General features: G+C 71.0%; 25 protein-coding genes. 11 read left to right on the top strand and 14 right to left on the bottom strand.

Annotated features, from left to right (window positions below):
* Positions 1 to 25: 25 nt before the first annotated feature.
* From AB0G28_RS35480 to AB0G28_RS35490, 3 genes are read right to left on the bottom strand one after another with little or no spacing between them, the layout of a single operon-like run.
* Positions 26 to 1,396, bottom strand: coding sequence for an FAD-binding oxidoreductase (locus AB0G28_RS35480; RefSeq protein WP_361099525.1), 1,371 nt, complete (start codon positions 1,394 to 1,396; stop codon positions 26 to 28).
* Positions 1,389 to 2,297, bottom strand: a complete 909-nt coding sequence (locus AB0G28_RS35485) for an NADP-dependent oxidoreductase (protein WP_361099528.1) — start codon at positions 2,295 to 2,297, stop codon at positions 1,389 to 1,391. Before AB0G28_RS35485 ends, AB0G28_RS35480 begins: the two co-directional genes overlap by 8 nt.
* A gap of 12 nt (positions 2,298 to 2,309) precedes the next feature.
* Complete coding sequence (locus AB0G28_RS35490) at positions 2,310 to 2,786, bottom strand: nuclear transport factor 2 family protein (protein WP_361099531.1); 477 nt, start codon at positions 2,784 to 2,786, stop codon at positions 2,310 to 2,312.
* Positions 2,787 to 2,876: 90 nt separating this feature from the next.
* On the opposite strand from AB0G28_RS35490, the gene AB0G28_RS35495 reads away from it, so the two are divergent.
* Entirely contained in the window at positions 2,877 to 3,773 is an 897-nt protein-coding gene (locus AB0G28_RS35495; RefSeq protein ID WP_361099534.1) for a LysR family transcriptional regulator, read from the top strand.
* Positions 3,774 to 4,021: 248 nt separating this feature from the next.
* Positions 4,022 to 4,762 (top strand): ribonuclease activity regulator RraA, encoded by a 741-nt coding sequence (locus tag AB0G28_RS35500; RefSeq protein WP_361099537.1) that lies wholly within the window; start codon positions 4,022 to 4,024, stop codon positions 4,760 to 4,762.
* Positions 4,763 to 4,771: 9 nt separating this feature from the next.
* On the opposite strand, the gene AB0G28_RS35505 is transcribed toward AB0G28_RS35500, so the two are convergent.
* From AB0G28_RS35505 to AB0G28_RS35515, 3 genes are read right to left on the bottom strand one after another with little or no spacing between them, the layout of a single operon-like run.
* On the bottom strand, positions 4,772 to 6,790 hold the full coding sequence (locus AB0G28_RS35505) for an ABC transporter permease subunit (RefSeq protein ID WP_361099540.1): 2,019 nt from the start codon (positions 6,788 to 6,790) through the stop codon (positions 4,772 to 4,774).
* Complete coding sequence (locus AB0G28_RS35510; RefSeq protein ID WP_361099543.1) at positions 6,787 to 8,223, bottom strand: extracellular solute-binding protein; 1,437 nt, start codon at positions 8,221 to 8,223, stop codon at positions 6,787 to 6,789. Before AB0G28_RS35510 ends, AB0G28_RS35505 begins: the two co-directional genes overlap by 4 nt.
* A 48-nt stretch (positions 8,224 to 8,271) precedes the next feature.
* On the bottom strand, positions 8,272 to 8,997 hold the full coding sequence (locus AB0G28_RS35515; protein WP_361099546.1) for an FCD domain-containing protein: 726 nt from the start codon (positions 8,995 to 8,997) through the stop codon (positions 8,272 to 8,274).
* Positions 8,998 to 9,069: 72 nt separating this feature from the next.
* On the opposite strand from AB0G28_RS35515, the gene AB0G28_RS35520 reads away from it, so the two are divergent.
* Both AB0G28_RS35520 and AB0G28_RS35525 read left to right on the top strand, forming a co-directional pair.
* Entirely contained in the window at positions 9,070 to 10,227 is a 1,158-nt protein-coding gene (locus AB0G28_RS35520) for a mandelate racemase/muconate lactonizing enzyme family protein (RefSeq protein ID WP_361099549.1), read from the top strand.
* 113 nt (positions 10,228 to 10,340) lie between these two features.
* Positions 10,341 to 10,616, top strand: coding sequence for a hypothetical protein (locus AB0G28_RS35525; protein WP_361099552.1), 276 nt, complete (start codon positions 10,341 to 10,343; stop codon positions 10,614 to 10,616).
* Between the two features lie 162 nt (positions 10,617 to 10,778).
* Here AB0G28_RS35525 and AB0G28_RS35530 read toward each other — a convergent pair whose 3' ends face one another.
* Positions 10,779 to 12,242: an RICIN domain-containing protein gene (locus tag AB0G28_RS35530; protein ID WP_361099555.1), complete on the bottom strand. Its 1,464-nt coding sequence runs from the start codon at positions 12,240 to 12,242 to the stop codon at positions 10,779 to 10,781.
* Positions 12,243 to 12,381: 139 nt separating this feature from the next.
* Positions 12,382 to 13,566, bottom strand: a complete 1,185-nt coding sequence (locus tag AB0G28_RS35535) for a mandelate racemase/muconate lactonizing enzyme family protein (protein WP_361099558.1) — start codon at positions 13,564 to 13,566, stop codon at positions 12,382 to 12,384.
* A gap of 107 nt (positions 13,567 to 13,673) precedes the next feature.
* On the opposite strand from AB0G28_RS35535, the gene AB0G28_RS35540 reads away from it, so the two are divergent.
* Positions 13,674 to 14,402 (top strand): FadR/GntR family transcriptional regulator, encoded by a 729-nt coding sequence (locus tag AB0G28_RS35540; protein WP_361099561.1) that lies wholly within the window; start codon positions 13,674 to 13,676, stop codon positions 14,400 to 14,402.
* Between the two features lie 17 nt (positions 14,403 to 14,419).
* On the opposite strand, the gene AB0G28_RS35545 is transcribed toward AB0G28_RS35540, so the two are convergent.
* From AB0G28_RS35545 to AB0G28_RS35560, 4 genes are all read right to left on the bottom strand, one after another.
* Positions 14,420 to 15,292 carry a carbohydrate ABC transporter permease gene (locus AB0G28_RS35545; RefSeq protein ID WP_361099564.1) on the bottom strand — a complete coding sequence of 291 codons (873 nt, stop codon included), beginning with the start codon at positions 15,290 to 15,292 and terminating at the stop codon, positions 14,420 to 14,422.
* On the bottom strand, positions 15,292 to 16,194 hold the full coding sequence (locus tag AB0G28_RS35550; RefSeq protein WP_361099567.1) for a sugar ABC transporter permease: 903 nt from the start codon (positions 16,192 to 16,194) through the stop codon (positions 15,292 to 15,294). Before AB0G28_RS35550 ends, AB0G28_RS35545 begins: the two co-directional genes overlap by 1 nt.
* A 25-nt stretch (positions 16,195 to 16,219) precedes the next feature.
* Positions 16,220 to 17,536 carry an extracellular solute-binding protein gene (locus tag AB0G28_RS35555; protein ID WP_361099570.1) on the bottom strand — a complete coding sequence of 439 codons (1,317 nt, stop codon included), beginning with the start codon at positions 17,534 to 17,536 and terminating at the stop codon, positions 16,220 to 16,222.
* 470 nt (positions 17,537 to 18,006) lie between these two features.
* Complete coding sequence (locus AB0G28_RS35560; protein WP_361099573.1) at positions 18,007 to 19,323, bottom strand: ferredoxin reductase family protein; 1,317 nt, start codon at positions 19,321 to 19,323, stop codon at positions 18,007 to 18,009.
* 132 nt (positions 19,324 to 19,455) lie between these two features.
* Here AB0G28_RS35560 and AB0G28_RS35565 point away from each other — a divergent pair, with 132 nt between their 5' ends.
* On the top strand, positions 19,456 to 20,508 hold the full coding sequence (locus AB0G28_RS35565) for a LacI family DNA-binding transcriptional regulator (protein WP_361099576.1): 1,053 nt from the start codon (positions 19,456 to 19,458) through the stop codon (positions 20,506 to 20,508).
* 115 nt (positions 20,509 to 20,623) lie between these two features.
* A complete protein-coding gene (locus AB0G28_RS35570) occupies positions 20,624 to 21,397 on the top strand; it encodes a substrate-binding domain-containing protein (protein ID WP_361099579.1) in 774 nt (257 codons plus the stop codon).
* A gap of 18 nt (positions 21,398 to 21,415) precedes the next feature.
* On the opposite strand, the gene AB0G28_RS35575 is transcribed toward AB0G28_RS35570, so the two are convergent.
* Entirely contained in the window at positions 21,416 to 22,051 is a 636-nt protein-coding gene (locus tag AB0G28_RS35575) for a hypothetical protein (protein WP_361099582.1), read from the bottom strand.
* Positions 22,052 to 22,166: 115 nt separating this feature from the next.
* On the opposite strand from AB0G28_RS35575, the gene AB0G28_RS35580 reads away from it, so the two are divergent.
* The 3 genes from AB0G28_RS35580 (at position 22,167) to AB0G28_RS35590 (ending at position 24,393) form a co-directional block, all read left to right on the top strand.
* Positions 22,167 to 22,703, top strand: a complete 537-nt coding sequence (locus AB0G28_RS35580) for a sigma-70 family RNA polymerase sigma factor (RefSeq protein WP_361099585.1) — start codon at positions 22,167 to 22,169, stop codon at positions 22,701 to 22,703.
* Positions 22,696 to 23,448, top strand: coding sequence for a hypothetical protein (locus AB0G28_RS35585; RefSeq protein ID WP_361099588.1), 753 nt, complete (start codon positions 22,696 to 22,698; stop codon positions 23,446 to 23,448). Before AB0G28_RS35580 ends, AB0G28_RS35585 begins: the two co-directional genes overlap by 8 nt.
* A 69-nt stretch (positions 23,449 to 23,517) precedes the next feature.
* The gene (locus AB0G28_RS35590) at positions 23,518 to 24,393 is read left to right on the top strand and encodes a fumarylacetoacetate hydrolase family protein (RefSeq protein ID WP_361099591.1); all 876 of its coding nucleotides are present in this window, start codon (positions 23,518 to 23,520) and stop codon (positions 24,391 to 24,393) included.
* 279 nt (positions 24,394 to 24,672) lie between these two features.
* Here AB0G28_RS35590 and AB0G28_RS35595 read toward each other — a convergent pair whose 3' ends face one another.
* The gene (locus AB0G28_RS35595; RefSeq protein WP_361099594.1) at positions 24,673 to 25,200 is read right to left on the bottom strand and encodes a helix-turn-helix domain-containing protein; all 528 of its coding nucleotides are present in this window, start codon (positions 25,198 to 25,200) and stop codon (positions 24,673 to 24,675) included.
* A gap of 60 nt (positions 25,201 to 25,260) precedes the next feature.
* Here AB0G28_RS35595 and AB0G28_RS35600 point away from each other — a divergent pair, with 60 nt between their 5' ends.
* The gene (locus AB0G28_RS35600; protein ID WP_361099597.1) at positions 25,261 to 26,184 is read left to right on the top strand and encodes an alpha/beta fold hydrolase; all 924 of its coding nucleotides are present in this window, start codon (positions 25,261 to 25,263) and stop codon (positions 26,182 to 26,184) included.
* Positions 26,185 to 26,247: the final 63 nt, after the last annotated feature.

Below are 26,247 nucleotides of genomic sequence, written 5' to 3' on the forward strand. Positions count from 1 at the left end.
CAACGGCCAGTGCTGTCGATGCCTGCTACGGCCTCGGCTCCGATGCGCTTGCGCGGTCCGGCTCCGGCGCGAGGACGGGGAAGTTGCTGCGGAAGACTCCGTGCGGGTCGCGGCTTCGCTTGATCGCGCGCAGCCGGGTCAGCGCCTCGGGGGTGAACGCGGCCGCGGTGGTCTCGCCCGGGGCGAGACAGGTGAACGGCTTGCGGTCGCCGAGGTGCGGGGCGAGATCGGCGGTCAGGTCGTCTTGCCGGGCGCGGATGGCCGTCGCGGTCGCGGGTGCGGTGGGTACGCCGAACAGGTAGAGGGCGTAAGGCTCGGTCAGCGGGCCGTGCGGGCTGTCCGAGGGCCGGGCCAGCGCGCCGCCCAGGTGCCGGATCTGGACGGTGAGCAGCGGCTGGATGGGGGCGGCCAGCAGTGCCTTGATCGCGGTGTCGGTCAGCTCGGTCAGCAGCTCGCCGCGGGCGAGTCCCGGGCCGGGTGTGGTGGGTTCGGCGGTGATGGTGCCCAGGTCGGCGACGGGCATCGCGGTCCGGCTGTCGGAGATCGGTGTGCCGATCTCGTCGAGGGGACGCAGCAGGGCCCGGGCGCCGGCCGGGTCGCCGAGGTAGGTGGCGTCCACCGCGATCACGGGCGCCGAGCCGGGGAAGTGCAGCAGGTCGGCCCAGACGGTGAGTTCGTCCGGTGCGCCGGCCGTGATGTCGTGGAAGGCGGCGAGGACGTCGGGGGCGTGGTCGGCGGGCCAGAGCATTCGCCCGCCGTACAGTGCCGGCGCGGGGTGCAGGCCGAACTCGATCGCGGTGACGATCGCGAAGTCACCGCCGCCACCGCGGAGCGCCCAGAACAGCTCGGCGTCGGAGTCGGCGGTCACCCGGGCGCGATGTCCTTCGGCGTCGACGACTTCGAAGGCGGTGACGCTGTCGGCGGCCCACCCGTGCTTGCGGCCGAACCAGCTCAGCCCGCCGCCGAGGGTGTAGCCGGCGACACTGACCACCGGAGAGCTGCCGGGCAGCCCGGTGAGGCCGTGCGCTCCGGCGACGGCCTGGACCTGACCCCAGGTCACGCCCGCGCCGACGCGGGCGGTGCGCGCGTCCGGGTCGACGCGCAGTTCGCCGAGTCGTCCGGTGCGGAGCAGGATCACGCCCGCCACGTCACCGGTGGCACCGTGCCCGCTGGGCTGGGTCGCCACGCTCAGCCCGTGGGTGCGGGCGTAGCGGACCAAGGCCGCTATGTCGCCGGCGTCTTCGGCGTGGACCACGGCGGCCACCGGTTGGTCGACGGCGAGGTTCCACGGCCGCGCGGCGCGGGGGAAGCCGTCGTCGCCGGGCAGCAGCACCGGGCCGTCGACGGCCGAGCGCAGGTTCTTCACGAGATTCTCCTCGGGGTGGACGTCAGTCATGCTCGAGCACGACCTTTCCGGGGACGCCGTTCTGCTTGGCCAGGAACGCTTCCCGGGTATCGGACAGCGGGAAAGTGGCGCCGGCGAGCGGGCGCAACCGTCCACTTCGGACCCGGTCGGCGAGTTCGGCCAGCTGCGTGCGGTCGGGTTCGACGATGAAGTACACCGCCCGGCTCGTCCCGGGCAGCGCGGCGGGTGGCGCGGAGATCGACACCAGCGCCCCGCCGGGCTTGACGACCGCGGCCGAGCGGGCGAGCACGTCCCCGCCGACGGTGTCGAAGACGAGGTCGGCCCGGCCGTCGAACCATCCCCGGTCGAGGTCGACGAACTCGTGCGCGCCCGCCGCGTCCGCCGCCTCGGCGTGCCGCCCGCGCCCGGTTCCGATCACCCGCGCGCCGGCGTCCCGCGCGAGCTGGACGGCGACGGCGCCGACGCCACCACCCGCACCGTGGACGAGGACGGTCTGCCCGGCGGTGAGCCGGCCGTGGGTGAACAGCGCCTGCCACGCGGTCAGTCCCGGCATCGCCAGGGCCGCCGCGGCGCGGTGCGTGACGTTGCCGGGCAGCACTGCCAGATCGCGGGCCTCCACGGCGAGGTACTCGGCCGCGGCGCCGTCGCGATGCCGGTCGGTGAGTCCGTAGACACGGTCACCGACGCGCAGCCCGGTGGTGCCGTACCCGACTTCGGCGACCACGCCCGACACCTCGTGGGCGGGGACGACGGGGGTCCGGTCCCGGCCCCGGCGGTCGACCCACGTCACCGGCCAGTCCAGCTCACCCGGCGTGAACGACGCCGCGTGCACCTGCACGACGACGTCGCCCACGCCGGCATACGGTTCCGGGGCGTCCTCGTACACCAGATCCCCGGGGCCACCGGGCCGGTGGATTCTGACGGCTTTCATGACTTTTCCTCCTCAGGCGGTGAAGATCGCGGCCGGATCGCCGGTGAACCAGGCGTTGTCGATGCGCAGACGGCGGATCACCCAGCGCTCGCCGTCCCGCACGAGATCGACGTCGTAGGGGTTCTTCAGCAGCGCGAACACCCCGTGGTCGGCCGTGAGCAGGTGCTGGGCCTCGACCAGCGCGGTCAGCCGCGCGGTGTCGCCGTCGATCACGACTCGCGGGTTGGTGACCTGGTGGGTGGTGTCGACCCGCCCGGTGAACAGGCCCAGGATGGTGGTCACGATCGTGTCCCGCCCGGACATCAGCGGCGGCCGGGCACCCCACTTCGCGGCGGCCGGCCGGAAATCCAGCTCGGCGTCCGCGGCGAAGGCCGACGCGAACAGCTCCCGGTCCTTCAGATCCTGGCCGAAGCCGAAACGGTAGAGCGCGTCGACGATCTCGGTGCGGTCCCGCAGCTCCCGCACCACGGTGTCGATCAAGGTTTCCATGGCTCCACCCTCGGGCAGGCCACGCGCCGGAACAACGCGCATGTGTGCCACGATCATGAAGCCACGGTTAACGATGCGGAGGGTGCGGGGATGCTGGAGCGGCACGAGATCGACGCGTTCCTCACCCTCGCCGACGAACTGCACTTCGGGCACGCGGCCGAGCGGCTGCACGTGTCCACCGCCCGGGTCAGCCAGACCATCCGCAAGCTCGAACGGCGGGTCGGTGTCCCGCTGTTCAACCGGACCAGCCGCCGGGTGGAGCTCTCCCCCGTCGGGCGCCGGCTCCACGAAGACCTGCGGCCGGCCTGGGACCAGGTCGCTGCCGCACTCACCCGCGCGATCGAGACCGGCCGCGGCTTCACCGGCACGCTGCGGGTGTGCTTCACCGGCGCGGCGGGCGGTCAGCTGCTCGTCGGCGTGTCCGAGCTGTTCCAAGCCCGCCACCCCGACTGCGAAGTCCAGATCCGCGAAGCACAGCTGGCCGAGCTCACGCCGTGGTTGCGCGACGGCACCGTCGACCTCGCGCTGGCCACCTTCCCCGTGGACGAACCCGGCATCGCCACCGGACCGGTCCTGGTCTCCGAGGCCCGGTTCCTGGCTGTCCCGATCGGACACCCCTTCGCCCGCCGGGACGCTCTCTCACTCGAGGACCTGGCCACGGTCACGCTGCTCCGGCTCCCCGACACCCTGCCGGAATCCCTGCGTGCCGACCGGACCCCCGACACCACCCCGGGCGGGCAGCCGATCAGCCCCGGCCGGTCCGCCGCGACGTTCCAGGAACTGCTGACCCTCGTCGGCGCCGGACAGGGCGTCTTCCCCGTGGGCGCCAACGTCCGCCGCTACTACGTCCGCCCCGACGTCGCCTACGTCCACCTCGACGACGCGCCACCACTGCAGTGGGGGCTGCTCTGGCGCGCCGACAACGCCACCGCCCGCGTCCTCGCCTTCAACGATGCCGCCCACGACCACGTCACCGCATATCGGTGACGGCCGGGACATCCCTTCACCACTTCGCCATCGCCGCGATCAGGTCGCCGATTTCCGCAGAGGTCGCGGCCAGCTGCCGGAAGAACGGCCGCCACCGCTCGCGCTCGTTCCGCATCAGCTCGGACTCGGCCCGGGACTGACGCGCCGGCCGGCGGTGCCGACATCCGGCTTCGCGAAAGCAGGTTCGCCCGGCTAGGCTCGGAGCGGAACGCTCCGACAGTCAGCGCGGACCCCAGGGAGCCACCGACGTGGTCGAGACGCCCGACATCGTTCGCCCGCCTGCCGAGCTCAGCGCGGCCCTCGCGACCATCGGCAGCGCGACGGCCAGTGCCGAGCTCAGCCGCATGGGCATCCGCAGCGCCTTCATCCGCGGGCCGGTTTCGGTGACGCCCGGCGTGCGCGTGGCCGGCCCGGCGCTCACCCTGCAGTTCCTGCCCAAGCGGGAAGACCGCTATCCCGCCGACGAGTACGCCGAACCGGAGAAGCAGCTGCACCGGCACGTCATGTACCACGCGCGGCCCGGCGACATGATCGTCGTCGACGCGCGCGGTGACATGAGCAGCGGGGTGTTCGGCGAGATGATGCTGACCTACTTCAAAGGGCGCGGCGGCGCCGGCGTGGTCGTCGACGGGTGCCTGCGCGACATCGGCGAGGCGCGGCAGCTCGGCCTCGGGCTGTGGATCCGGGGCGCGACGCCGAACTTCCACGCCCAGACCGGCATCGTCCCGGCCGCCGTCAACGTGCCGGTGGCGTGCGGTGGCACGCTCGTCGAGCCGGGCGACATCGTCGTCGCCGATGACGACGGGGCGGTCGTGGTGCCCGTCAAGCTCGCGCCCGCCCTGCTGGCCGCCGCCCAGGAGCACGCGGAATGGGAGGAGTTCTCCCGGATGCGGCTGGCCGAGGGCGGCGACCTGCGGCGGTACTACCCGCTTTCGGACGAGGCCCGGCCCGAGTACGAGCGGTGGCGCGCCGAGCGGGGCCGGGCCTGACGGGCGCCTTCACCCCTTCACGGCCCCCGCGGTGAGGCCCTCGGTCAGGAACCGCTGCCCGAAGCCGTACATCAGCACGACCGGGATGCTGATCAGGAGCGAGGCCGCGGCCAGCTGCCCCTGCGGCACGACGTCGCCGAAGATCATCGACTGCATGCCGACCGGCAGGGTCTTGTTCTCGTCCTTGGTGATGAACACGAAGGCGAACAGGAACTCGTTCCACGCGTTGGTGAGCGTGAACAGCGCGACCGCGAGCAGGCCCGGTTTGGCCAGCGGCAGCACGATCCGGGTGAACGCCCCGAACCGCGTGCAGCCGTCGACCAGCGCGGCCTCCTCGAGGTCGGCCGGGATCGACTTGAAGTAGCCGACGAGCAGCCACGTCGCGAACGGCAGGGTGAACGTGGGATAGGCGAGCACGAGCGACCACAGCGAGTCGTTCAGCCCGATCCCGCTCATGAGCTGGTACAGCGGGATGAACAGCAGCGCGCCCGGCATCACGTAGGTGAGCAGGATCGTCACCGTGAAGCTTTCCGAACCCCGGAACTTCAGCCGTGCCAACGCATAGCCGGCCAGCGCCGCGCAGATCAGGGCGATCACCGTGGACGCCACCGACACCAGGATCGTGTTGACGTACCAGGTGCCGAACGCCCGGCCGGTGAACAGGTTCGTGAACTGCTCGGTGGTCCACGGGGTCGGCCAGAGGTCGTCGGTGCGCGCGACGATCTGGTCGTCGGACTTGAAGGCCGTGACCGTCATCCAGTAGAGCGGGGCGAGCACGAAGCCCAGCAGGCCCACGAGCGCGACCCCCGAGCCGGCGCCGCCGACCAGGCGGGCGGCCATCCGGTTGCCCCGGATGGCGAGCACGGAAACGACCCGGCCGACGACGGCCGCGAGCACCACGAACACGCCGAGCACGAGCGCGGCCTTCCAGACGATGTGCGGCGACGCCCAGACCAGCACGAGCGCCGAACCCACGACGACCACCCACGGCAGGGCTTTGCGCTGGGCGGGAGTCAGCCGCCGTCGACCCAGGTCGCCCGCGCCGGGCAGGTCGCTGCGGCGCATCATCCGCACGAGGATCACCACGAGAACGCCGATGACCGGCAGCATCACCAGCGTGGCCGCGGCGCCCGCGCCCAGCTGCAGCTGCTGGATCGCCTTCGAGTAGGCCACCATCACGTACGGCGCCGTCGCGTCCCCCGGCCCGCCCTGGGTCATCAGCCAGATCAGGTCGAAGTTGTTGAACGTCCAGATCGAGGACAGCAGCACCGTGACGATCATGACGGGACGCAGCCCCGGCAGTGTGATGTGGACGAACCGCTGCCACGGCGAGGCACCGTCCACCATGGCCGCCTCGTGGAGATTGCCGTCGATGGCCTTGAGCCCGGCGAGGAACGTCACCGTGAAGAACGGGATGCCCTTCCAGACGTTGACCAGGATGACCGAGGGCATCGCGAGCGCGGGATCGGACAGCCACTCCGCGGGCCATCGGTCGACGAGCCCGATCGCGGCGAGGGCGGGCCCGATCCCGGTGTCGGTGAGCAGGGTGTTGACGCTGCCGAAGATCGGGTCCAGCAGGGACCGCCAGGTGAAGGCCGTGACGACCGTCGGGATCACCCACGGCAGCAGGATCACCCCGGCGATGATCGCCCGGCCGCGGCGCAGGTGGTGCAGCATCAGCGCCGCGATGAGCCCGAGGGTCACCTTGAAGATCTCGGCGTAGGCGGTGAAGACGAACGAGTTGAGCACGCCCTTGTGGAACAGGGCGTCGTCGATGAGGGCCGTGTAGTTGTCCAGACCGGCGAAGACCGTCTCCGCGCCGTGGCGTTCCGTGGCGCTGGTGACGACCGAGCCGGCGATCGGGACCAGGATCAGGCCGGCGACCAGCAGCAGCGCCGGCCCGATGAACACCGCGGCGAGACGCCAGTCGCGCCCGAGCAGCCGCTGGGTCCTGGTGAGCGAGGACGACGCGCCCGGCACCGGACGGGCCGGCGCCGTCGGTGTCCTCTTCGGACGCAGGACGGTCACTGCCGATAGCCCTGTTGCTCGAAGATCTGGACGATCCGGGCGTGCGTCGCGGCGACGGCGTCGGCCGGCCGGGTGCCCTGGATGACCGACTGCATCATGTCGGTCAGCAGGTAGGCGGCGAGGGCGGCCTGCTCGCCGGGGCTCGGGGCCTGGGGAAACGCGTAGCCGGTCCTGGTTTTCATCGGAAGCGACGCGCGGGTCTGCTCACGCAGCGCAGGGAAGGCCGGGTCACCGCTGGTGTAGTACGGGTCGGAGTCCCACACCTTGTCCCACGAGGGGTTGACCAGGCACGGCGCTTCCTTCGCGACACCGAGCAGCGCGCTCCCGCTGACCATGAACTTCGCCACCAGCTTGGCGAGGCCGGGGTTCTTCGCCCCCTTGAACACGACGAACGAGTTGGACTCGCCGTACGCCAGTGGCCGGTCGATCGCCGGTCCGGTGGCGCCGTTGAACGGATGCGTGTTGGCGTAGACCGGGTTCTTCTTCGTCTTCGAGTCGGCGTAGACGCTGAATTGGTTGAGCGTGAGTCCCAGGATCCCGGCCAGCCAGTTTTCGTTGTTGCTCGAATCGGTCCAGCTCCCGATCCCGGGTGGCAGCATCGGCTTGTACTTCGGGTTCGTGTAGATGTCGCCGATGAACGTGACGGCGGCGACGGTCTCCGGCGAGTTGAACACCACCTTCGTCCCGGTGTTGTCCGCGATCGCCCCGCCGTAGGTGTTGATGACGTTCTGGATGAAGCCGTTGGCGTCGCCGGAGCGGTTCGCCGTGAGCCCCCAGCCGAACCGCCGCTTCGCCGGGTCGGAAACCGCCAGCGCGTTGTCGCGCAGTTCCTCCCACGTGTAGTAGGGCTTGAGCGGGAGACCCTTCTCCTGGTACCAGTCCTTGCGCAGGTACATCCCGGACGCGATGAAGTGGTAAGGGATCGCGTACCAGCGCCCGTCGAACACGCAGAATTTGGTCGACGCCGTCGCGGGTTCCCCGTAGAGCCCGCGCATCTCTTCGACCACGTCGGTGACGTCGGTGAGGGCGCCGAGGTTGTGGAGCTGGCCGACGAACCGCCGGTCGCTCACGAAGGCCAGATCGCGGTTGGTGCCCGCCTTCACCTCGGCGTCCATCTTCGCGACCATGTCACCGGCGTCGCCGGAGACCAGGTCGTTGCGGATCGTGGTGCCGGTGGCCTGGGCGAACACCTGCAGCGACTTGTCCAGCGCCTTGTTGGCGGCCTCGGAGTACAGCTTCTGCGAGAGCATCCCCACCGACCCACCGCGGAGCCTGGAAGCTTCATCGAGCAGCGCCTGGGGCACCTGGACGTCGACCTGCGGTGCGGGGGCGGAACCGCTTCCGCACCCGGCGAGGCCGAGCGCGCCCAGCGCACCCACCCCCGCGCTCATCCCGAGGAAAGTGCGTCTCGACCACTCCGTTTTCTCTGCCATGCCTCATCCGTCCTCGTCATTGGTTCCGGATCTCGGTCGTGCAGTGCGCTAGTGCTTGCTTCGCTGCTCCGCGACGAGCGTGGAGTAGTTGTTGCTCAGGTGCCTGCGCATCGCCGCGCGGGCACCTTCCGGGTCACGCGCCACGAGGGCGTCGTAGATCTCCGTGTGCTGGGCGGTGGCGCGGCGCAGCCCGGCCGGCGCCTCGTTGGTGAGGCGGCGGCTGGCCGTGCCGAGCCACCGGGCGGAGTACATGATCCGGTCGAGGATGCGGTTGTCGGCCGCCCGGCAGATCTCCATGTGGAATTCGTGGTCGACCTCGAGGTAGGCCTCGGGATCCGCCTCGAGCGCCGCCATGCGGTCGAGTTCGTCCCTGAGCCGTTCCAACGTCTCCCCGGTGACGGCGGCCGCGGCCATCGCGGCCAGTTCGGGCTCGAGCAGCGCGCGCATCTGGTGCAGTTCCTGCAGCAGTTCGTCGACGATCTCCGTGGGCAGCCACTCGATCAGCAACGGGCTCAGGTAGTCCCACTCCGCGCGGGGCCGCACGACGACGCGGCGGCCCTGCGCGACGTCGACGATGTCGAGGGAGGCGAGGATCTTGAGCGTCTCGCGCGCCACCACGCGGGACACCCCGAACTCACTCGAGATCTCGATTTCCGACGGCGCCCGGCCCTCGTCGATCTCGCCGTTGACGATCCGCCGGGTCAGGTGGGCCGCCACCTGCACCGGAAGGGTCCGGACCTTGACAGCGTCCGGAGACTCTTGTCTCCTTGGCATGTCATCAGCTTATCGGACAAGTTGGACGTCGCATTAGTCCGTTCATACGCACGACCCGGCGACGGGAGAGCAATGCGGATCGTGAACGTCACGACGGCGGTGGTCGCCTACCACGGTCAGGCCACGCTGGTGCGGATCGACACCGACGAGGGCCTCAGCGGGTTCGGCGAGGCCAATCCCGACGCCGGCGCGGCCGCCGTCGTCGGCATGATCGGCACGTTGACACCCCTGCTGATCGGCGAGGACCCGCGCAACGTCGAACGGTGCTGGGAAAAACTGCGCCGCAGCAACGTTTTCGCGGGTTCCCAGGGCGGGGTGTTCGTGATCGCCCTGTCCGGGATCGAGCTCGCGCTGTGGGACCTCGCGGGCAAGGCCGCCGGGCAGCCGGTCCACCGGCTGCTCGGCGGGAAGTTCCGCGACCGGATCCGCCTCTACGCCGACTGCGGCGACGGCGACGACCCGGCGGGCTCGGTAGCCGGGTGCGTCGACCGGGCCCAGCGGATGGTCGCCGAAGGCTTCACCGCCCTGAAGTTCGACATCGACAACCTCCGCCACCCGGCCAAGTTCGACGCCTTCAACCACACGGTCAACGCCGCCGAACTGCGCTCGATGGCCGAGCGCGTGGCCGCCGTCCGGGACGCGATCGGACCGGACGTCGACCTGGCCATCGACCTGCACGCGCGCTACGACGTGCCGAGCGCGTGCCGGATCTCCTGGGAGCTCGAGCCGTTCGGCCTGATGTGGCTCGAGGAGCCGCTGCCGGCGGAGAACGTCGACGCGCTGGTGCGGGTGCGAGCCCAGACCCGGACGCCGATCTGCGCCGGAGAAAACCTTTACCTGCGCTGGGGGTTCCGCGAGCTCCTCGAACGCGGTGCCGTGGACGTCATCGAGCCGGACGTCCCGAAGTGCGGCGGCCTCGCCGAAGCCAAGAAGATCGCCAACCTCGCGGAGCTGCACTACATCCCGTTCGCACCGCACCTCGTGTCGACGCCGCTGGGCACGATGGCCACGTCACACCAGTGCGCCGCGATCCCCAACTTCTTCGTCCAGGAGTGGCACGCCCTCGAGGAGCGCGCGGTGTGGGACAGCTACGTCCGCGCCCCCGACGGGAGCGGCTCGATCGTCAAGGACGGCTACATCACGCTCCCCGACACGCCCGGCATCGGTGTGGAGCTCGACATGGACGGCGTCCGGGCACACGCCGTCGCGGGCTACGGAGTGTTCGAGTAGCTCTCCGAAAGGCGCGAAGAACCCTTTGTTCTTTCGCGGTAAGGGCCCGGATCGCCGATTCTTGCTTGCTATCTTCGCGTCCGCCGAATCAGGCGACGAGGAAGGTGATCCGGATGAACTTCATCGAAACGGTCGCGAACCGTCAGCCGACGGGAATGCCGACCCTGGAAATGTGCACGCCGACCCGGGTGGTGAGCTCGGCCACCGAGCTGCAGACCGCGGTCGTGGTGTGGAAGGCCGTGCTCTACGGGGCGAACTTCTTCCGCGCCGCGGTGCACGGGTTCCCCCACGGTCCCCAGGGAGCGGACACGGCCGGCGTGCCCGGCCGCGAGCAGTGGGGCCGGCTGTCGGCTGCCCAGCTGACCGCCCTGCTGGCCGAGACCGCCTGATCACCCGCGGCGGGGTTCCGGCAAAGTCCTCTTCCGCGGACGGGTTCGCGATGTCCTGAACGACTCGTTCCTGTCGTCGGACGTCCTGAACGAGTCGTTCAGGACATCGGACCACCGCGGCAGCCACCGACTTTTGCCGGAACCTGCCGCGGGGAAAGCGGCTCAGGAGACCGTCCACACCTGGCTCGAGGCACCCGTCCCGGCGACCTGGCCGACCGGCGCGCCGCTCGCGGTGGAGGAGCCGGTCACCCCGATCACGAGGCCGCTGCCGATGTTCTCCAGGACGTACTGGCTGCCGGTGAGGCTGCCCACCAGGTCCGCGGCCCACTGCTGGCCGGCGGCGCCGGTGCAGGTCCACTGCTGCAGCTGGACGCCGTTCGCCGTGGACCCGTCCGGGACGTCGAGGCACAGCCCGCTGTTGACGTTGACCAGCGTGAAGACGTTGTCGGCCAACTTCGTCAACCGCCACTGCTGGTTGGTGCCCCCGTGCGCGGGCCATTGGATGATCTTGCCGCCGGCCGCGGTCGAGGCGCCCGAGGCGTCCAGCACCATCGAGCTGTTGGCGTTCTTCAGCACGTGCGTGCCGGCACCGGGCAGCCCCGAGTTCGCCGACCACGTTCCCGCGTCGGTGTCGAGGGTCCAGCTCGGGTACTGGCCCAGGTTGACCGTCGTGCCGCGGATCGTGAGCGGAAGCCAGATCAGCGGCGAATCGCCCATGGCGTTCCCCGTCCAGCGGTCTCCCGCGTAGACGTAGGTGGTCTCCGCACTGCCCTGGACCGTGATGATGTTCGCGGTCTGGCTGTTGTAGGTGTTCGTGCCCGGCGCCGCGAAGTTCCGGAACGATGACCACGGCCCGGCGAGCGACGGCGCGGTCGCGTACACGTTGTCGTTGGTCGCCCATCCGGTCAGGTGAGACGCCAGCAGGTAGTACGTCCCGCCGACCTTGATCACCGCCGGGGACTCGTAGTTCGGCAGCGTCGCCACCGCGCTCGCCACCGTCGTGTAGTCCGCGGACAGCCGGTAGATGCGGAGGCTGCGGCCGGCGTTCTCGCTCAGCAGGTACGCGGATCCGTCGGTGTCCTGGTACAGGCCGATGTCGCGGCTCTGGTTGCCCAGCGGCTGGAAGCTCCCCCGGTAGCTGTACGGGCCGCACGGCGTGGGGCTGGTCGCCACGCCGACCCGCTGCTCGGAGTAGCTCGTGTTGTCGATGTGCAGGTACATCACGTACATCCGGGTGCCGGCGTTGTAGAGCACCTTGGGCCGTTCGACGATGCGGTTCGGCCCGAGGTCGCCGCTGCCCTGTCTCGCCAGCGCGACTCCCTGGTGGGTCCAGTTCGCCAGGTCGGCCGAGGTGTAGCAGGGGATGTCCTGGAAGGCGGTGTTGGCCGTGGTCTGGCCGGTCTTGTCCTCGCCGAAGCCGTACCACGTGGTCCCGGCCTTGACGATGCCCAAGCCGTGCAGCTGCAGCGCGCGGCCGTCGGTGTCGGTCCGCCGGGCTCCGAGGGTGAACGTGTTCGTCGCCTGCGCCGGCGGCGCGGGCAGCAGCGCGCCGGCCAGGACGGTGAGCAGGACGACGAGCAGGGCGAGCGGCCGTTCCTTTGTGGACAGTCGCCGTGAGCTGGGCATCCTGGCTCCTCTCGGCCGTCGAACCGGTTCGCGTGATCGGTTCGCCGAAACAGTATGGACCCGTTCGGAAGCAGGTCAAGGCAAGGCTGGAAACTTACACACTCACCCAGGAACGTCGAATCGGTTCGAACAGCAGGACTCAGGCGGGCCCGACGGGCGTCGCGAGGACGTCACCCGGTGCGGGCTCGGCCAGCAGCCGCCGCCCGGCCCGTTCGGGCCGGACGCCGGGCGTGGCCCGCACGTCGTCCGGCGGGAGGCTGCCGAGCGCGCGGACGGCCTCCTCGTCCACCACGACGCCGAGCCCCGCGCCGTCACCGAGCACGAACGCGCCGTCCTCGATCGTGTGGTCCACGGCCACGCCGACGGGAGGACGCAGGTCCTGCAGCTCGCTGACGATGTGGTTGGGCACCGCGGTCGCCGCGTGCACCAGCCCGGCGGGCGTGGTGCCGACCGGGCTGACCGGGAGGTCGTGGGCGTGGGCGAGCGCCGCGACGCGCAGGAAGTGGGTGACTCCCCAGACCGACGCCGTCTGCACGATGTCCACCGCGCCGGCCGCCAGCAGGGGACGGAACTGCTCCAGCCCGGTGAGGTTCTCACCGGTCGCCACCGAGGCGCGGATGCCCCTCCCCACCGTCGCGAGCCCGTCGGCGTCCCAGCGGCGCACCGGCTCTTCCACCCAGATCAGGTCGAGCGTGCGCTCGAGCTCGCCCACGTGGCGCAGGGCCTGCTTGCGCGTCCACGACTCGTTGGCGTCGAGCATCAGGCCCGGGCGCACGCCCCCCGAGAACTCCGCCAGCACGTCCCGGACCACGCTCAGCCGACGCCGGTCCCGGTCGACGTCGAGGCCGCCCTTGACCTTCGCGACGCGCAGCCCGCGCTCGGCGTACGCGCGGTAGGTGGCGGCGAGCTCCGCTTCCGTCAAGGCGATGTCGAGGCCCGACGCGTACGCCGGCACGCACCGGTCACGGCCGCCCAGCAGGCGCCACAACGGCTGCCCGGCCGCCTTCGCCTTGATGTCCCACAACGCGGAGTCGAAGGCGCCGATCGTGCCGAAGACCGCACCGGCGTGCCCGGCCTTGAAGGTCCAGCGGAGCATCCGGTCGTACAGCGCGGCCACGCCGCGCGGATCCTCCCCTTCGATCGCCGGGAAGATCTCCCCGGCCTGCGGGTGCGGTCCCATGCCGACACCGGTGATGCCTTCGTCGGTGTCGAGCAGCACGATGGGCACCTTCACCACGCCGTCCGCGTAGACGCCGTTGGCGTCCCCGACCGGCCGGCCCCAGTCCTGGACGGTGGTCAGGCTCCTGAACCCGGTGATCCGCATGTCAATCCTCCCCGGAGCCGATCGTGGGGTCCCGGGCCCGCGCGTAGATCGACAACGTAAGTCGTATTACATAGTATGAAAAGACTCGAATGACCCGGAGGTGATCGATGAGCACGGTCGCGTTTCCTCCTCCCGACGCGGCGCCCCGGCGCGGCCGCCGGGCCGACGCCGTCGTCGACCACCTCGTCGAGCTGATCGCGAGCGGGGTGATCCAGCCCGACCAGCTGCTGCCCGTCGAATCCTCGCTCTGCGAAACGTTCGGGGTCAGCCGGACCGTCGTCCGCGAGGCCATCAAGTCCCTGGAGGCCAAGGGACTCGTCAAGGCCCGGCAGGGTGTCGGCACGCTGGTGTCGGCCCAGGAGTCGTGGAACCTGCTCGATCCCGCGCTGCTGGCGGCCGTCGTGCGGCACGACCGGCGGTACGACGTCCTCGATCAGCTCATCGACGTGCGCACCTCCCTCGAATCGAGCATGGCCCGGGAGGCCGCGCGCCGGGCCACCCCGGCGGACCTCGCCGAGCTGCGGGAGCTCATGGCCCGGCTCGACGCGGCGGTGCGGGAACCGGACCTCCTCGACGACATCGACGTGGCGTTCCACGAGCGGATCATGCTGGTGTCCGGGAACCGGCTCGGCCGGGCGATCGTGCACACGGTGCACGCCGAGGCCCGGCGCAGCCCGCGCTACGTCGGGTACTCCGCCCTCAAGCACCGCCGTCAGTCGAACCGGCAGCACCTCGCCGTCCTCGAAGCGATCGAGGCCGGGGATCCGGAAGCGGCGGGTTCGCTGATGGCCGAGCACATCGCGACGTCCTGGCAGCGACGCCGTCCCACCCGCTGAGCCCGCGTCGCCGGGGGTCATTCCTTCACCCCGCCACCGACCAGCCCGCGCACCAGCGCGCGCTGCGACAGCATGAACACGACCGCCACCGGGATGACCGCGAGCAGCGTGGCGAGCGCCAGTTCCGGCCGGAAGATGTTCACCTGCTGGCCGCCGCCACCGACGGCGGGGTTGAACGAAGGCGTCGACGACAGCAGGTCCGACAGGCCGACCTGGATCGGGTACTGCGTGGAGTCCGCGAGAACGGTGTAGGGCAGGAAGAAGTTGTTCCAGTCGGCCACGAAGCTGAAGAACAGGACCAGCGCGAGCACCGGCTTCGCCAGCGGCAGCGCGACGTGGCGGAACGTGGCCCATTCGCCGCAGCCGTCGATGCGCGCCGCGTCGAGCAGTTCGCGCGGAACCGCGGTCGCGTAGTAGATGTAGGCGAGGTAGACCCCGAACGGGTAGAACGCGAACGGGAGGATCACCGAGAGGGCGCTGCCGATCAGGTGCACCGAGTTGAGCTCGAGGAAGATCGGCAGCACCAGCGCCGCCGCCGGCATGATCATCACGATGAGGGTCAGCGACAGCACCAGCCGCCGGCCGGGAAAGCGCCCGAACGCGAGGCCGTAGCCGGCGGGAATGCCCGTCACCAGGACGATCGCGGTCGCGCTCACCGCGTACAGCAGCGAGTTGCCTATCCACAGGCGGTAGAGGTGGTCGCTGAAGGCGTCCAGGTGCTGCCACGCCAGGGCGAGCCGGTCGAGGCCGCCGAAGGCCAGCGGCGCACCGGTGACCAAGGCTTCGTCGGATTTCGTGGGTGCCAGGATCAACCACGCCAGCGGGACCACGAAGAACGCGGCGAAGACGGCGAGGATCGCGAACCGGAGGCCACGCGCGGCGAGTCGCATCAGTCGTCCGTCCTGAACAGTCCGGTCCGGGTCACGATGAGCGCCGCGGCGAGCAGGCCGATCGCGAGCAGGTCGACGGAAATGGCGGCGGCGGCGTTGAAGTCCGCATAGCGGAACGCCAGCTGGAACGCGAGCTGGTTGGCCGACCAGGTGTCCGGGACCAGCCCGAGGCTGGCCTGGTTCACCAGCTGCGGCTCGACGAAGAGCTGGGTTCCGGTCGCGAAGGACAGGATCACCATGTAGGCGATCCACTTGCGGATCAACGGAAGCTTGATGCGCAGCGCGATCGTCACCGGGCCGGCGCCGTCGATGCGCGCGGCGTCTTCCAGCTCTTGCGGGATCGTGTTCAGGGCGCCGTACATGATGACGATCCAGCCACCGGCCCCGGTCCAGAACGCGATCATCGCGAAGATGAAGGGCAGCTTGCCGGGCGCGATCGACTCGACGAACAGGTGGGACCCGAACACGTCGCGCACGAGGAAGGACCCGGGGCTCACGGTGGGGTCGAGCATGAACAGCCAGACCAGCACCGACGACGCCCCGGCGAGAGCACCGGGGATGTAGAACAGGAACCGGAAAGCCGACGAGACCCGGTTCGCGCGGCCGTGCAGCAGCAACGTCAGCCCGACGACGAGTACGACGAGGGAGCCGAGCCACACGCTGGTGTAGAGCAGGACGTGCCCGAAGGCGGGGAGGAAACGGTAGTCGCCGATGGTCCGGGTGAAGTTGCGGAAGCCGGCCCAGCCACCCGCGTCGTCGGTGAAGGCGAGCAGGAGCGCGTAGAGCATCGGAAGGACGCCGAACGCGACGAGGAACGGCAGGTAGGGCCCGACGAACGCGAGACCCGGCCAGGTGTGCTTGCCACGCTTACGCTTGTACGGAGCGGGCGCTCCTGCCCCCACGGCAGGAGCGTCCGCTTCGGCGGTACTAGTTGACCGCATACCCGGCCGCCTGTGCCGCTTGCTTGAGAGCCTTCCCGAACGGCTCCAGCAAGGAGCTCAACGGCTTTCCCGCCACCAGCTCCGTGACGACGCTGGTGGACCAGACGGGCTGGTCCGGGTACGAGACCAGGTTCCAGCCGGGCCAGATCTGGTCCGCGGCGGCCTTGAGCGCCGGCGTCGGATCGGCGGCGTAGTAGACGTTGCCGGCCTGTTGTTCCAGCCACTTGGTGGCCAGCGGCGCGTAGGCCGGATACCCGGGCCGGCTGTCGGCGCCACTCGGGTTGAACACGGTCGTGGCCCAGGTGACGAAGTCCGCCGCGGTCGCGAGGTTGGTGGAGTGCCGGGACATGATCCACGGCCCGCCACCGACCTGGCCGGTGGTCACCGGCGTTTCGTCCCCCCACTGCAGCGGCGGCGCGGCCGTGATCTGCTTGGCCGGGACGTGCAGCGACTGGTCGAAGACCGCCTGGGCGTACCAGGACGGTCCCGGCATCAGCAGGACCTTGTCGTCGGCGCCGCCGTACTTCTGGGCGAAGTCCGGGGTGAACACGCTCAGCGGGGGCACCGTCCCGTTCTTGATCAGCGGATCGAGCAGGCCGGCCACCCGGGTGCAGTGCGCGTCCGTCGCATCGATGCGCACGCTGGCACCGTTCACCTGCGAGAGCGGGCACTGGTTGCCCCACAGGTAGATCCAGTGGCTGAACGAGTCCCCGACGTTCCCGACGATGTAGCCCGGGTGTTCCTTGGCGACCTTGTCTCCGAGGCTCGCCCATTCCTGCCAGGTTTTCGGCACCGTGTAGTGGAATTGGTCCATCAGTTTCTTGTTGACCCAGAGCACGACCTGGGCCAGGTTGTCCTGCACGCAGTACTGCGTGCCGTTGATCGTGCACTGGGCGGTCGAACTCGCGGGCCACTTGCCGAGCACGTCCTGCGGAATGAGATCCTTGACCGGCGCGGCGAAGTCGAACGGCTTCTGCGCCATCCACACCGGGTCGTTGACCTGCTCGCTGAAGATGACGTCCGGCCAGCCCTTGCCGGTCCGGTTCCACAGCTGGATCTTGGTCTGCAACGTGGTCGCGCCGTTGCCGTCGCCGTCGAAGGTGACGATGTTCGCGTGGACGCCGGGATGCGCCTTGGCGTAGGCCTGGGCCACCGGCAGGCGTGCCGCGTCCACCCAGACGGTCAGGTCACCCCCGACCTTCCCCGGCGAGTTCGACGCGGCCGGCGAGGTACTCGTGGAGGTCGAACACCCGGCCATGGCCAATGCCGCCACGGCGACGAGCCACAGACGTCGCTGAATCATGGCTGATCACACTCCCCTGTGGGGACTGCCCAGAGGCTCCGTCGACCCTGGGATTCAAATAACGTAAGTCGTATGATGTCTTATGTCAATCGACCATCGCGACCTCGTGCACACCGCCGGAAAGTGACGAAATCCGGGCAGGCACAGAAAAAAGCTCTCCTGCCCGAAAGGATCACCGGGTCAGGAGAGCGGGCTCGGAGCGCACTTTCAGCTGCCGAACCGGCGTAAACGGCACGCCGGGGAACAACTGGAGCTCCACCCGGACCTCCCCCACCGCCCCGATACAAAGCCGGAACGCGGACGGCAGTGCCGGGTCAAGGCACGCTTTCCCGCCTTGACCCGGCACTGCCGTCCGTAGTCACAATCCGGCTTCGGGGTGGTGGGCTGCTTCCACCACGGAACACCGCGACAGCGATTGACTTTGCCAGTCGCAGGAGTGTCCATTGTGGAGCTTGTCCGCCTCCGCGCGCTCAGGCGAGGCCGAACCGCTCGGAGTGCACCTGCCGCCCGGGAACCTTCAGCTCACGCAAAGCACCAAGCACAGCCGACGTCATCGCGGGCGGCCCACAGACGTACACATCGCGTTCGGCGATGTCGGGTACCAGGGCACGAAGATTGCCCGGCTCGAACGGCAGCGTCCCGTCCCCGGTGCGGCCGGTGAGCAGGTGCAGCCGCCCACCGCGATCCGAGATCAGGGCCCGTACCTCGTCGGCCAGCACGGCGTCCCTCTCGCTGCGCACCCGGTACAGCACGACGACATCGCCCGGCGGTTCCTCCTCCAGCAGGGCCCGGACCGGGGTGATCCCCACTCCCCCGGCGATCAGCAGCGCGCCCGGCCGCGTCCGGTGCAACGCGGTGAACGCCCCGTACGGCCCCTCGACGAACGCGCGGCTGCCGACCGGGACGTGCCGCAGGCCGGCGCTGGTGCGGCCGGCCGCCTTGGCGGTCAGGCGCAGCGTGCGGCCGTCGGGGGCCGCCGACAGCGAGAACGGGTTCGCCTGCGACCAGTGGTGGTGGCCGGGGAACCGCCAGATGCAGAACTGGCCGGCCCGGGCCGGCAGCCGGTCGAGGTGGCGGCCGGTGACGTGCACCGACACGACGTCGTCCGACTCGGACACGACCGCCGTGACCTCGAACCGGTGATAGGCGTTGCGCCACAGCGGCATGACGATCCGTCCCGCGACCAGGGCACCGAACGCGAACAGCCACAGCGCCCACCAGTAGATCTTCGCGGGCACGGAAGAGCTGAACGTCGTGGTCTCCAGCAGCTGGTGGACGAACGCCAGCCCCAGCGCCAGGTACAGCAGCAGGTGCACGCCGTGCCAGGTCTCGTACCGCAGCCGTCGCCGCACGTACCGGGCGGAGACCGCGGCGACCACGACGACGATCGTCGCGGCGCAGATCCCGAGCAAGGAGGCCGGCACGCCGGCCAGCGAGAAGAACGTCTTCACCATCGGCGCGTCGTCGAGCCGCGCGTAGCCGAGCACCACCAGCACGGCGTGGGTGAGGATCGTCCACAGCAGCGTGAAACCGGCCCACCGGTGCCACACCGTCAGCCGGTCCATGCCGATCCGGCGGTCGAGCCACGGCAGCCGGGCCACCAGCAGCAGCTGGAACAGCATCAGCACGGCGGCGTGCAGGCCGAAGAACTTGGCGACCGTGAGCACGCCGTTCTTGCCGGTCCCGGCGGTGAGGAAGAGGACCTCGACGATCACCAGGTTGACCACGACGAACGTCCACAACGCCCACCGCGCCGCCACGACCGGAGGTATGGTGCCGGTCCGCACCTGAATTCTCGTCGCCTGCACTGCTTCCCCTTCACGTGTCCCTGCCGTCGCGGGGGTAGGTTGGGTGATTAAGCTCTTAACCACAAGCCGTCGACGGGTTGCGTGGGAACAACGGGCGTTGTTGGGGTACAAATGGGAAGCTCGCGTGCCTGGCAACGCCCCACGCTCGGCGCGGTGGCCGCCCGAGCCGAGGTGTCCGCGGCCACGGTGTCGAACGCGCTCAACGGCACCGGGCGGCTGTCCGAGGCGACGAGGCAGCGCGTGCTCGCCGCGGCACGCGAACTCGGTTACGCGCCGGCCGGCACGGCCCGCGCGCTGGCCCGCGGCGGCACCGGGGTGCTCGGGCTGACCATGACGACGTACGGCGACCTCCCCGTCGCGTACACCGAGATCCCGTACTACGGGCAGCTGGCGCTGAGCGCCATCGCCGCGGCGCACGAACGCGGTTACCTGCTCATGGTGCTGCCGAACTCGCTGACCCCGTGGATGTGGCTCAACACGCCGATGGACGGCGTCGTCCACGTCGATCCCCGCACTGACGACCCGGTGCATTCCCTCCTGCGGGAGCGCGGCATCCCGACGGTCTGCGACGGGCGCCCGCCCCGGCCGCGCTGCGTCGACGCGTGGGTCGAGCCCGACTGCGACGCGGGCCTGCGCCTCCTGCTCGACCACCTCACCGAGGCCGGCGTCCGGCGGGTGGGGCTCACATTGCCCCTTCACGACGACACGTACCCGTACCGGATCGGACGCGCCTACGCGTCCTGCTGCGCCGAACGCGGCCTGCCCGCCCTCGTCGAGGAGTACGCCGCCATGCCCGACTACTTCACGGCCGAACGGGAGGCGGCCGGCCGCCTGTTCGGCCGCGATCCACGACCGGACGCCGTCATCGGCGTCTATTCCGACTCCGGTCACAACATCCTCGCCGCCGCACGGCACCACGGCCTCCGGGTGCCGCAGGACCTGCTGGTGGCGTGCGTCAGCGAGGACCCGGACTACGCGACGACGAGCCCGCCGGTCACCACGCTCAGCCTCCGCCCGGACCGGGTGGGCGAGGAGGCGGTCGACCTCCTGATCGCTCTCGTCAACGCCCGCGGCGGTGTGGACCGCCATCGGCTCGTGCAGCCGGTGCTGACTCCTCGCCAGTCCACGCGAAGCCCGGCACGGCAAGGCACCGGCACACCCTGACCGGTGGGGTGGGCGAGGGGAGTTTCCTGCGGAAAACCCACGAGCACGGCCCCGCGTCGGCCCACCCGCACGAGCGCCGGGTGCCGACACCGACAGTGCCGCCGCGGCGTTCGCCGTGCGCACCGCCCGGTCCAGCGGTTCGCCCGCCGCGAAGCGGCTCGGCTACCTGCGCGCGTTCCTGGACCGGCAGGTGGAGGGCGTGCTGGCGATCCCGTCGACGACGAGCCCGGTGCTGCGCGCGGAGTACGCCAAGATGCCGGCGCCGGTGGTGTTCGCCGACCGCTCGTTCGGCGACGGGAACCTGCCCACGGTGGTGGCCGACGCGGTCGACGGGGCCCGCGAGGTCGTCGCGCACCTCATCGGGCACGGCCACACGCGGATCGCCTGCCTGAGCGGGCCGGACGTCTCGACCTCCCGCGACCGCGTGGCCGGGTACGAGCGCGCGCTGGCCGAAGCCGGGCTCGCCGCCCTGCCGGTGCTGCGCCGCCCGTTCGGCGGCCGGGCCGGCTACGAGGCGCTCGAAACCCTGCCGGCCGGGCCGAACCCGCCGACCGCGCTGTTCGTCACCAGCGACCTCGCCGCGCTCGGTCTCCTGCGGGCCGCCACCGACCGCGGCCTGCGCGTCCCCGACGATCTCGCGGTCGCCTCGTTCGACGGGATCGAGTACGCGGCCTGCACCAGCCCCGGCCTCACCACCGCCGAGCAGCCGATCTTCGAGATGGGCAAGCCGGCGGCCGGACTGCTCGGGGGCGCCCTCGGCGACGAACCGCGCCCGGCCGGGCTGCGGACCCTGCCCACCCGGCTCACGATCCGGGGCTCGTGCGGCTGCGCCGACTCGTTCGTCCGGTCCTCCAACACGTTGCTGGAGCGCACCACCGAGGCAGGCTGATCCCGGCGACCTGCGGAATCAGCGGCGCCGCAGCCGATTCCGCACGCGGCGTCCTCCCATCAGGAGCGCGACCCCGGCGACGACGACCAGACCGGCCGCCGCCAGCACCATCCCCAAGGACGCCGGCGACTCCGGCGCGGCCGCCGCGGCGCTCGGAGCGACCGGCTGAGCCTGCCCGGCACCGCCGCCGTTCAGGGCGATCGCCGGGGGCCGGATCGCGCCCCACGGCGACTTTTCGCCGTCGGGCATCGGGGCCGGCGGCGGACTGACCACCAGCCCTCCGGGCAACGTCAGCGTGCCGATTTCGTAGTCGGCGAAGACACCCTGGCGTGCCGACACGCGCCAGGTCCCGTCGTGGGGCAGGGCGAACGCGGCCGCGTAGTGCGCGGGTTCGCGCAGGGCGACACCGGGGAACACCACGGGGTCGCCCTGCGAGGGCGTGAAGACGAGCGCGGTCGCCCCCAGCTCTCCGTAACTGGGGTGGGAACCGTGCTGCAGCACCCAAAAGCCGGCGGTGTAAGGCTGTCCGGCCGCGAAGGTGTCCGGCAGCGGGTCGAGGTAGGTGATCGCCCAGTTGCCCGCCACGGCACTGGGCACCGGCACCAGCATGGCCACCAGGACCGCGGCGAGCAGGGAGACGAGTCGCAGTTTCATGCCCCGCACTACACCGCGGGCCGCGATCCGGTTCCCGGCGGAACCTCGTGGCCGCGGCCGGTGTAGAGGAGGGTGGAACACCGGTGGGAAGGGGGCGGCGACGGACGACGACGAAGTGGTGGCGCTGATCCGCGACGGCGACGTGGCGTCCTACGGGACGCTGGTCGACCGGTACACCTCGCTCGCCCACCGGACGGCCTACCTGCTGGGCGCCGGGCACGAGGCCGAAGACGTCGTCCAGGAGGCGTTCGTGAAGGCTTTCCGGGCGCTGCCGTCGTTTCGCGGTGGCGCCTCGTTCCGCGCCTGGCTGCTGCGCATCGTCGCGAACGAGACGCACAACCTCGTCCGCTCCCGGCGCCGGCGCGTCGCGACCGAGCTGCGCGCCACGCGCCTGGAACTGGTCCGTGACGGCGATCCGGCGGTACAGGCGGTGGCGGACGCCGCCGGGGCCGAGTTGCTGGACGCCGTGCGGGCCCTGCCCGAGAAGAACCGGGCCGTCGTGGTCTGCCGGTACTTCCTCGACCTCACGGAGGGGGAAACGGCGGAGGTGCTCGGGTGCCCGCGGGGTTCGGTGAAGTCGCGGGCGCACCGCGCGTTCGCCCGGCTGCGGGAGCTGCTGGCCGAGCCGGACAAGGAGGCGGTCGGTGACTGATCCCCGGGACGCGCGTCTCGCCGCCGCCCTGCGCGAGCTCGGCGACCGCCTCGACGTGCCGCCGGCCCCCGAGGTGCGCGCGGCCGTCCTGGCCCGGCTGCCCGCCCGGCCGCGACGGCGTCCGCCGGTTCCGCGCTGGGCCACCGTCGCCGCGGCGCTCGTGCTGGCGTTCACCGCGGCGGTGACGCTCTCCCCCGCCGTCCGCGCGACCGTGACGGACCTGCTGCGGTTCGCCGGCATCGAGCTGCGCGGCGAGCCCGGCCCCGCTGTGCGCGGCCAGGGCCTGCTCCCCGGCGAGCGTTCGGTGGACCTCGCCGAAGCGCGCCGGCTGACCGCGTTCCCGATCGGGGTCCCGGCCGTCCTCGGCGGGCCGGACGACGTCCGGATCACCGGCGACCCGACGCGCGTCGTTTCGCTGCTGTACCAAGGCGGACCGGGCCGGCCGGCCGCGGCGGCGGGCGAGCCCGCCGTCCGCCTCGACGAGTTCGACGGGCAGCTCGGCCCGGTCTTCGAGAAGTTCCTCGGCATGTCCGAAGGCCTGCGGGTGAGCGTCGCCGGCGACCCGGCGATCTGGATCGACCGGCCGCACGAGCTGATGTACGTCGACCGGACCGGGGAATGGCGCACGGAGACGGCCCGTCTCGCCGCGCGGTCGCTGGTCTGGCAGCGGGGCACGGTCACCTACCGGCTCGAAGGCGCGTTCACCCTCGAGGAAGCGGTCAAGATCGCGGCGACGGTCTCGTGAACATCGGCTGGACGGTTTGCCGGACACGGCATACTCATCGGCCTGGGACACTGAACGAGGAGGTCCGGGATGAGCCACCTGGTGCGCTTCGCCGACGGAACCGGCGAAATCCGGGTCGGCCTGCTCGGCGACGAGCAGCTGCGCCCGCTCGCGGTGGCGTCGATGAGCGACCTGCTGCGCCGGCCCGTGGCGGAGATCCGGGAGCTGGCCGAGGCCGCCGGGGAGCCCGTGTCCGCGGCCGGGACGCGTCTGCTGCCGCCGCTGGACGGCCGGATGGAGGTGTGGGCCGCCGGGGTGACCTACCTGCGCTCCGAGGAGGCCCGCCGCGAGGAGAGCGCCGACGAGGACGTCTACGCGCGGGTCTACCGCGCGGAGCGCCCGGAGTTGTTCTTCAAGGCGGCCGCGTGGCGCGTGGTCACCGACGGCGAGCCGATCGCCGTCCGCGCCGATTCCGCCAACAACGTGCCGGAGCCGGAGCTCGGCCTGCTGCTGACCGCGGCCGGGGAGGTCGCCGGGTACGTGGTGGTCGACGACGTCAGCTCCCGCAGCATCGAGGGCGAGAACCCGCTGTACCTCCCGCAGGCCAAGATCTACACCGGTTCGTGCGCGGTGTCGGCGCGGGTGCGACCGGCGTGGGAGGTGCCGGACCCGCTGTCGCTCGGGCTCCGCATGCGCATCCTGCGCGACGGCCGGGAGGTGTTCTCCGGCGAAGCCAGTACCTCGCAGCTGAACCGCGAACCGGCCGGACTGGTCGAGTACCTGTGGCGGGACAACGACTTCCCCGACGGCGTCGTGCTCTCGACGGGCACGTCCGTCGTGCCGGGGCTCGATCTCGGCCTGCGCCCCGGAGACGCGGTCGAGATCGAGATCGACGAGATCGGCTCGCTGCGCTCCCCCGTGGTGCTGGGCGCGGACGAGGTGCGCCGGGCGCTCGCCGCGCGCTGAGGGCCTGTTGGCGAATGGTCCAGCCTCGGCCGCCGGGCCAACAACCGTGTCGACCCTCCAATCACGCGTGTCGACCGCCCAGCCACGCGAGATACGCCTGATCGAAACCCCTCGCGTGATCAGACGGTCGACACGCGTGCTCGAGGAGCCGACACACGTGATTGAACGGACGACACGCACTCCGGAGCCAGTCCCCGCACCGTCGAAGCAGCCACATGATCATTCGCCAACAGGCTCTGAGGGCCCGGCGCGACGCACGTGACCCGCGTCCGAGGCTGATCATGCCTCGGCGGGCATGCCGATCAGGCTGATCATCCGGCGGGTGCGCCCCTCCCCGGTCCCGCGGCCGAGCCGGGCCGTGACGGCTGCGCGTATCTCGTCCTGGAGCTCGGCCAGCTCGGCGTCGGTCAGCCACAACGCAGCCTGCTGATAGGTGACGCCATCGGCCAACGGGTCGGCCGGCTCGGCGGCGAGGTAGTGGTCGAAGTCGGCCAGCAGCCCGCCGACGAAGGCGGTGAACGCGCGCCGGTGGTCCTCGGTGGTCATGGCGGCGCGGGCCTCGGGGCCGATCTCGGCGTGCTGCCACGACACCCGATACGTGCGCTCGACCGCGCCACGGACGCGTTTCTCGTCGAGCACCTCGAGCACGCCCGCCGTCGCGAGCGCCCCGACATGCCGGTACATGGTGGCCGGCGGGATGTCCGGCAGCCGTTCACGCAGCTGCGCCGTCGTCGCGGGGTGGCCGTCGAGGAACGTGCGCAGGATCCGGAGCCGGACCGGGTGCAGCAGCAGGTCGAGCGTCGTCATGGACACATGATTACCCGGGCTGATACCTTTATCAAAACTGATAACGATGGAGGCCTGGCGATGAACGAGACGGAGACCGCGGTGACGCGGGAGAGCGAACTGGCCGCACCGGCGGCGGACGGCGTGCTCCTCGCCGGAACCCTCACCCTGCCCGCCGGGCCAGGACCGCATCCCGCGGTGTTGTGCCTGCCCGGATCCGGCAAACTCGACCGCGACTCCAACGCCGGCAAACTCCGGATGGACCTCGGCCGTCCCTTGGCCGCCACGCTGGCCCGACACGGCATCGCCTCGTTCCGCTACGACCGCCGCGGCGTGGGCGCAACCCCCGGCGACTGGCACACGGTCGGCTTCCTGGACAACCGCGCCGACGCCGACGCCGCACTGCGGGCACTCCGCACACACCCGGAGGTGCGCGGAGAATCGGTCGCGGTGCTGGGACACAGCGAAGGTGCGGTCCACGCCATGTGGCTGGCGGCCCACACGCCCACCGCGGCGGCGGTCCTGCTGGCCGGTTACGCCCGTCCCGGCGAAGCCGCGGTGCGGTGGCAGGGCAGCCGCCTCGCCGCATCGGCGCCCCGCCTGATCCGTCCGCTGTTGCCGATCCTGCGCCGCGCGGCCGCGAAGCAGCTGGCCCGGGTGGCCGCGACGACGACCGACACGACCCGCGTCGGCGGCGTCCGGGTCAACGCCAAGTGGTGGCGGGAGCAGCTGGCCTACGACCCGCGGGCGGACCTGAGCCGCATCCGGGTCCCCGTGCTGGCGATCACGGGCGAGAAGGACGTCCAGGTCGACCCCGCGGACCTCGACGTGATCGCCGGCCTGGTGCCCGGGGCACGGATCCACCGGGCCCCCGACCTGACCCACGTCCTCCGCCGCACCGACGGCCCCGGGACCGTGTCCACCTACCGCGGCCTGCTCCGCCGGCCGGTGGAAAACGAGCTGGTGACCGGGATCGCGCGGTGGCTCGCCGAACGGCTCGGATGACGACCGTGAACGGGCGATGGGGGTGTCAGCTCCACGACGGTTCCGCAGGCCGGTAGCCCGGGC

Origin of the sequence: Amycolatopsis sp. NPDC021455 (genome assembly GCF_040640995.1) — a bacterium.
In the GTDB taxonomy this organism is placed as follows: domain Bacteria; phylum Actinomycetota; class Actinomycetes; order Mycobacteriales; family Pseudonocardiaceae; genus Amycolatopsis.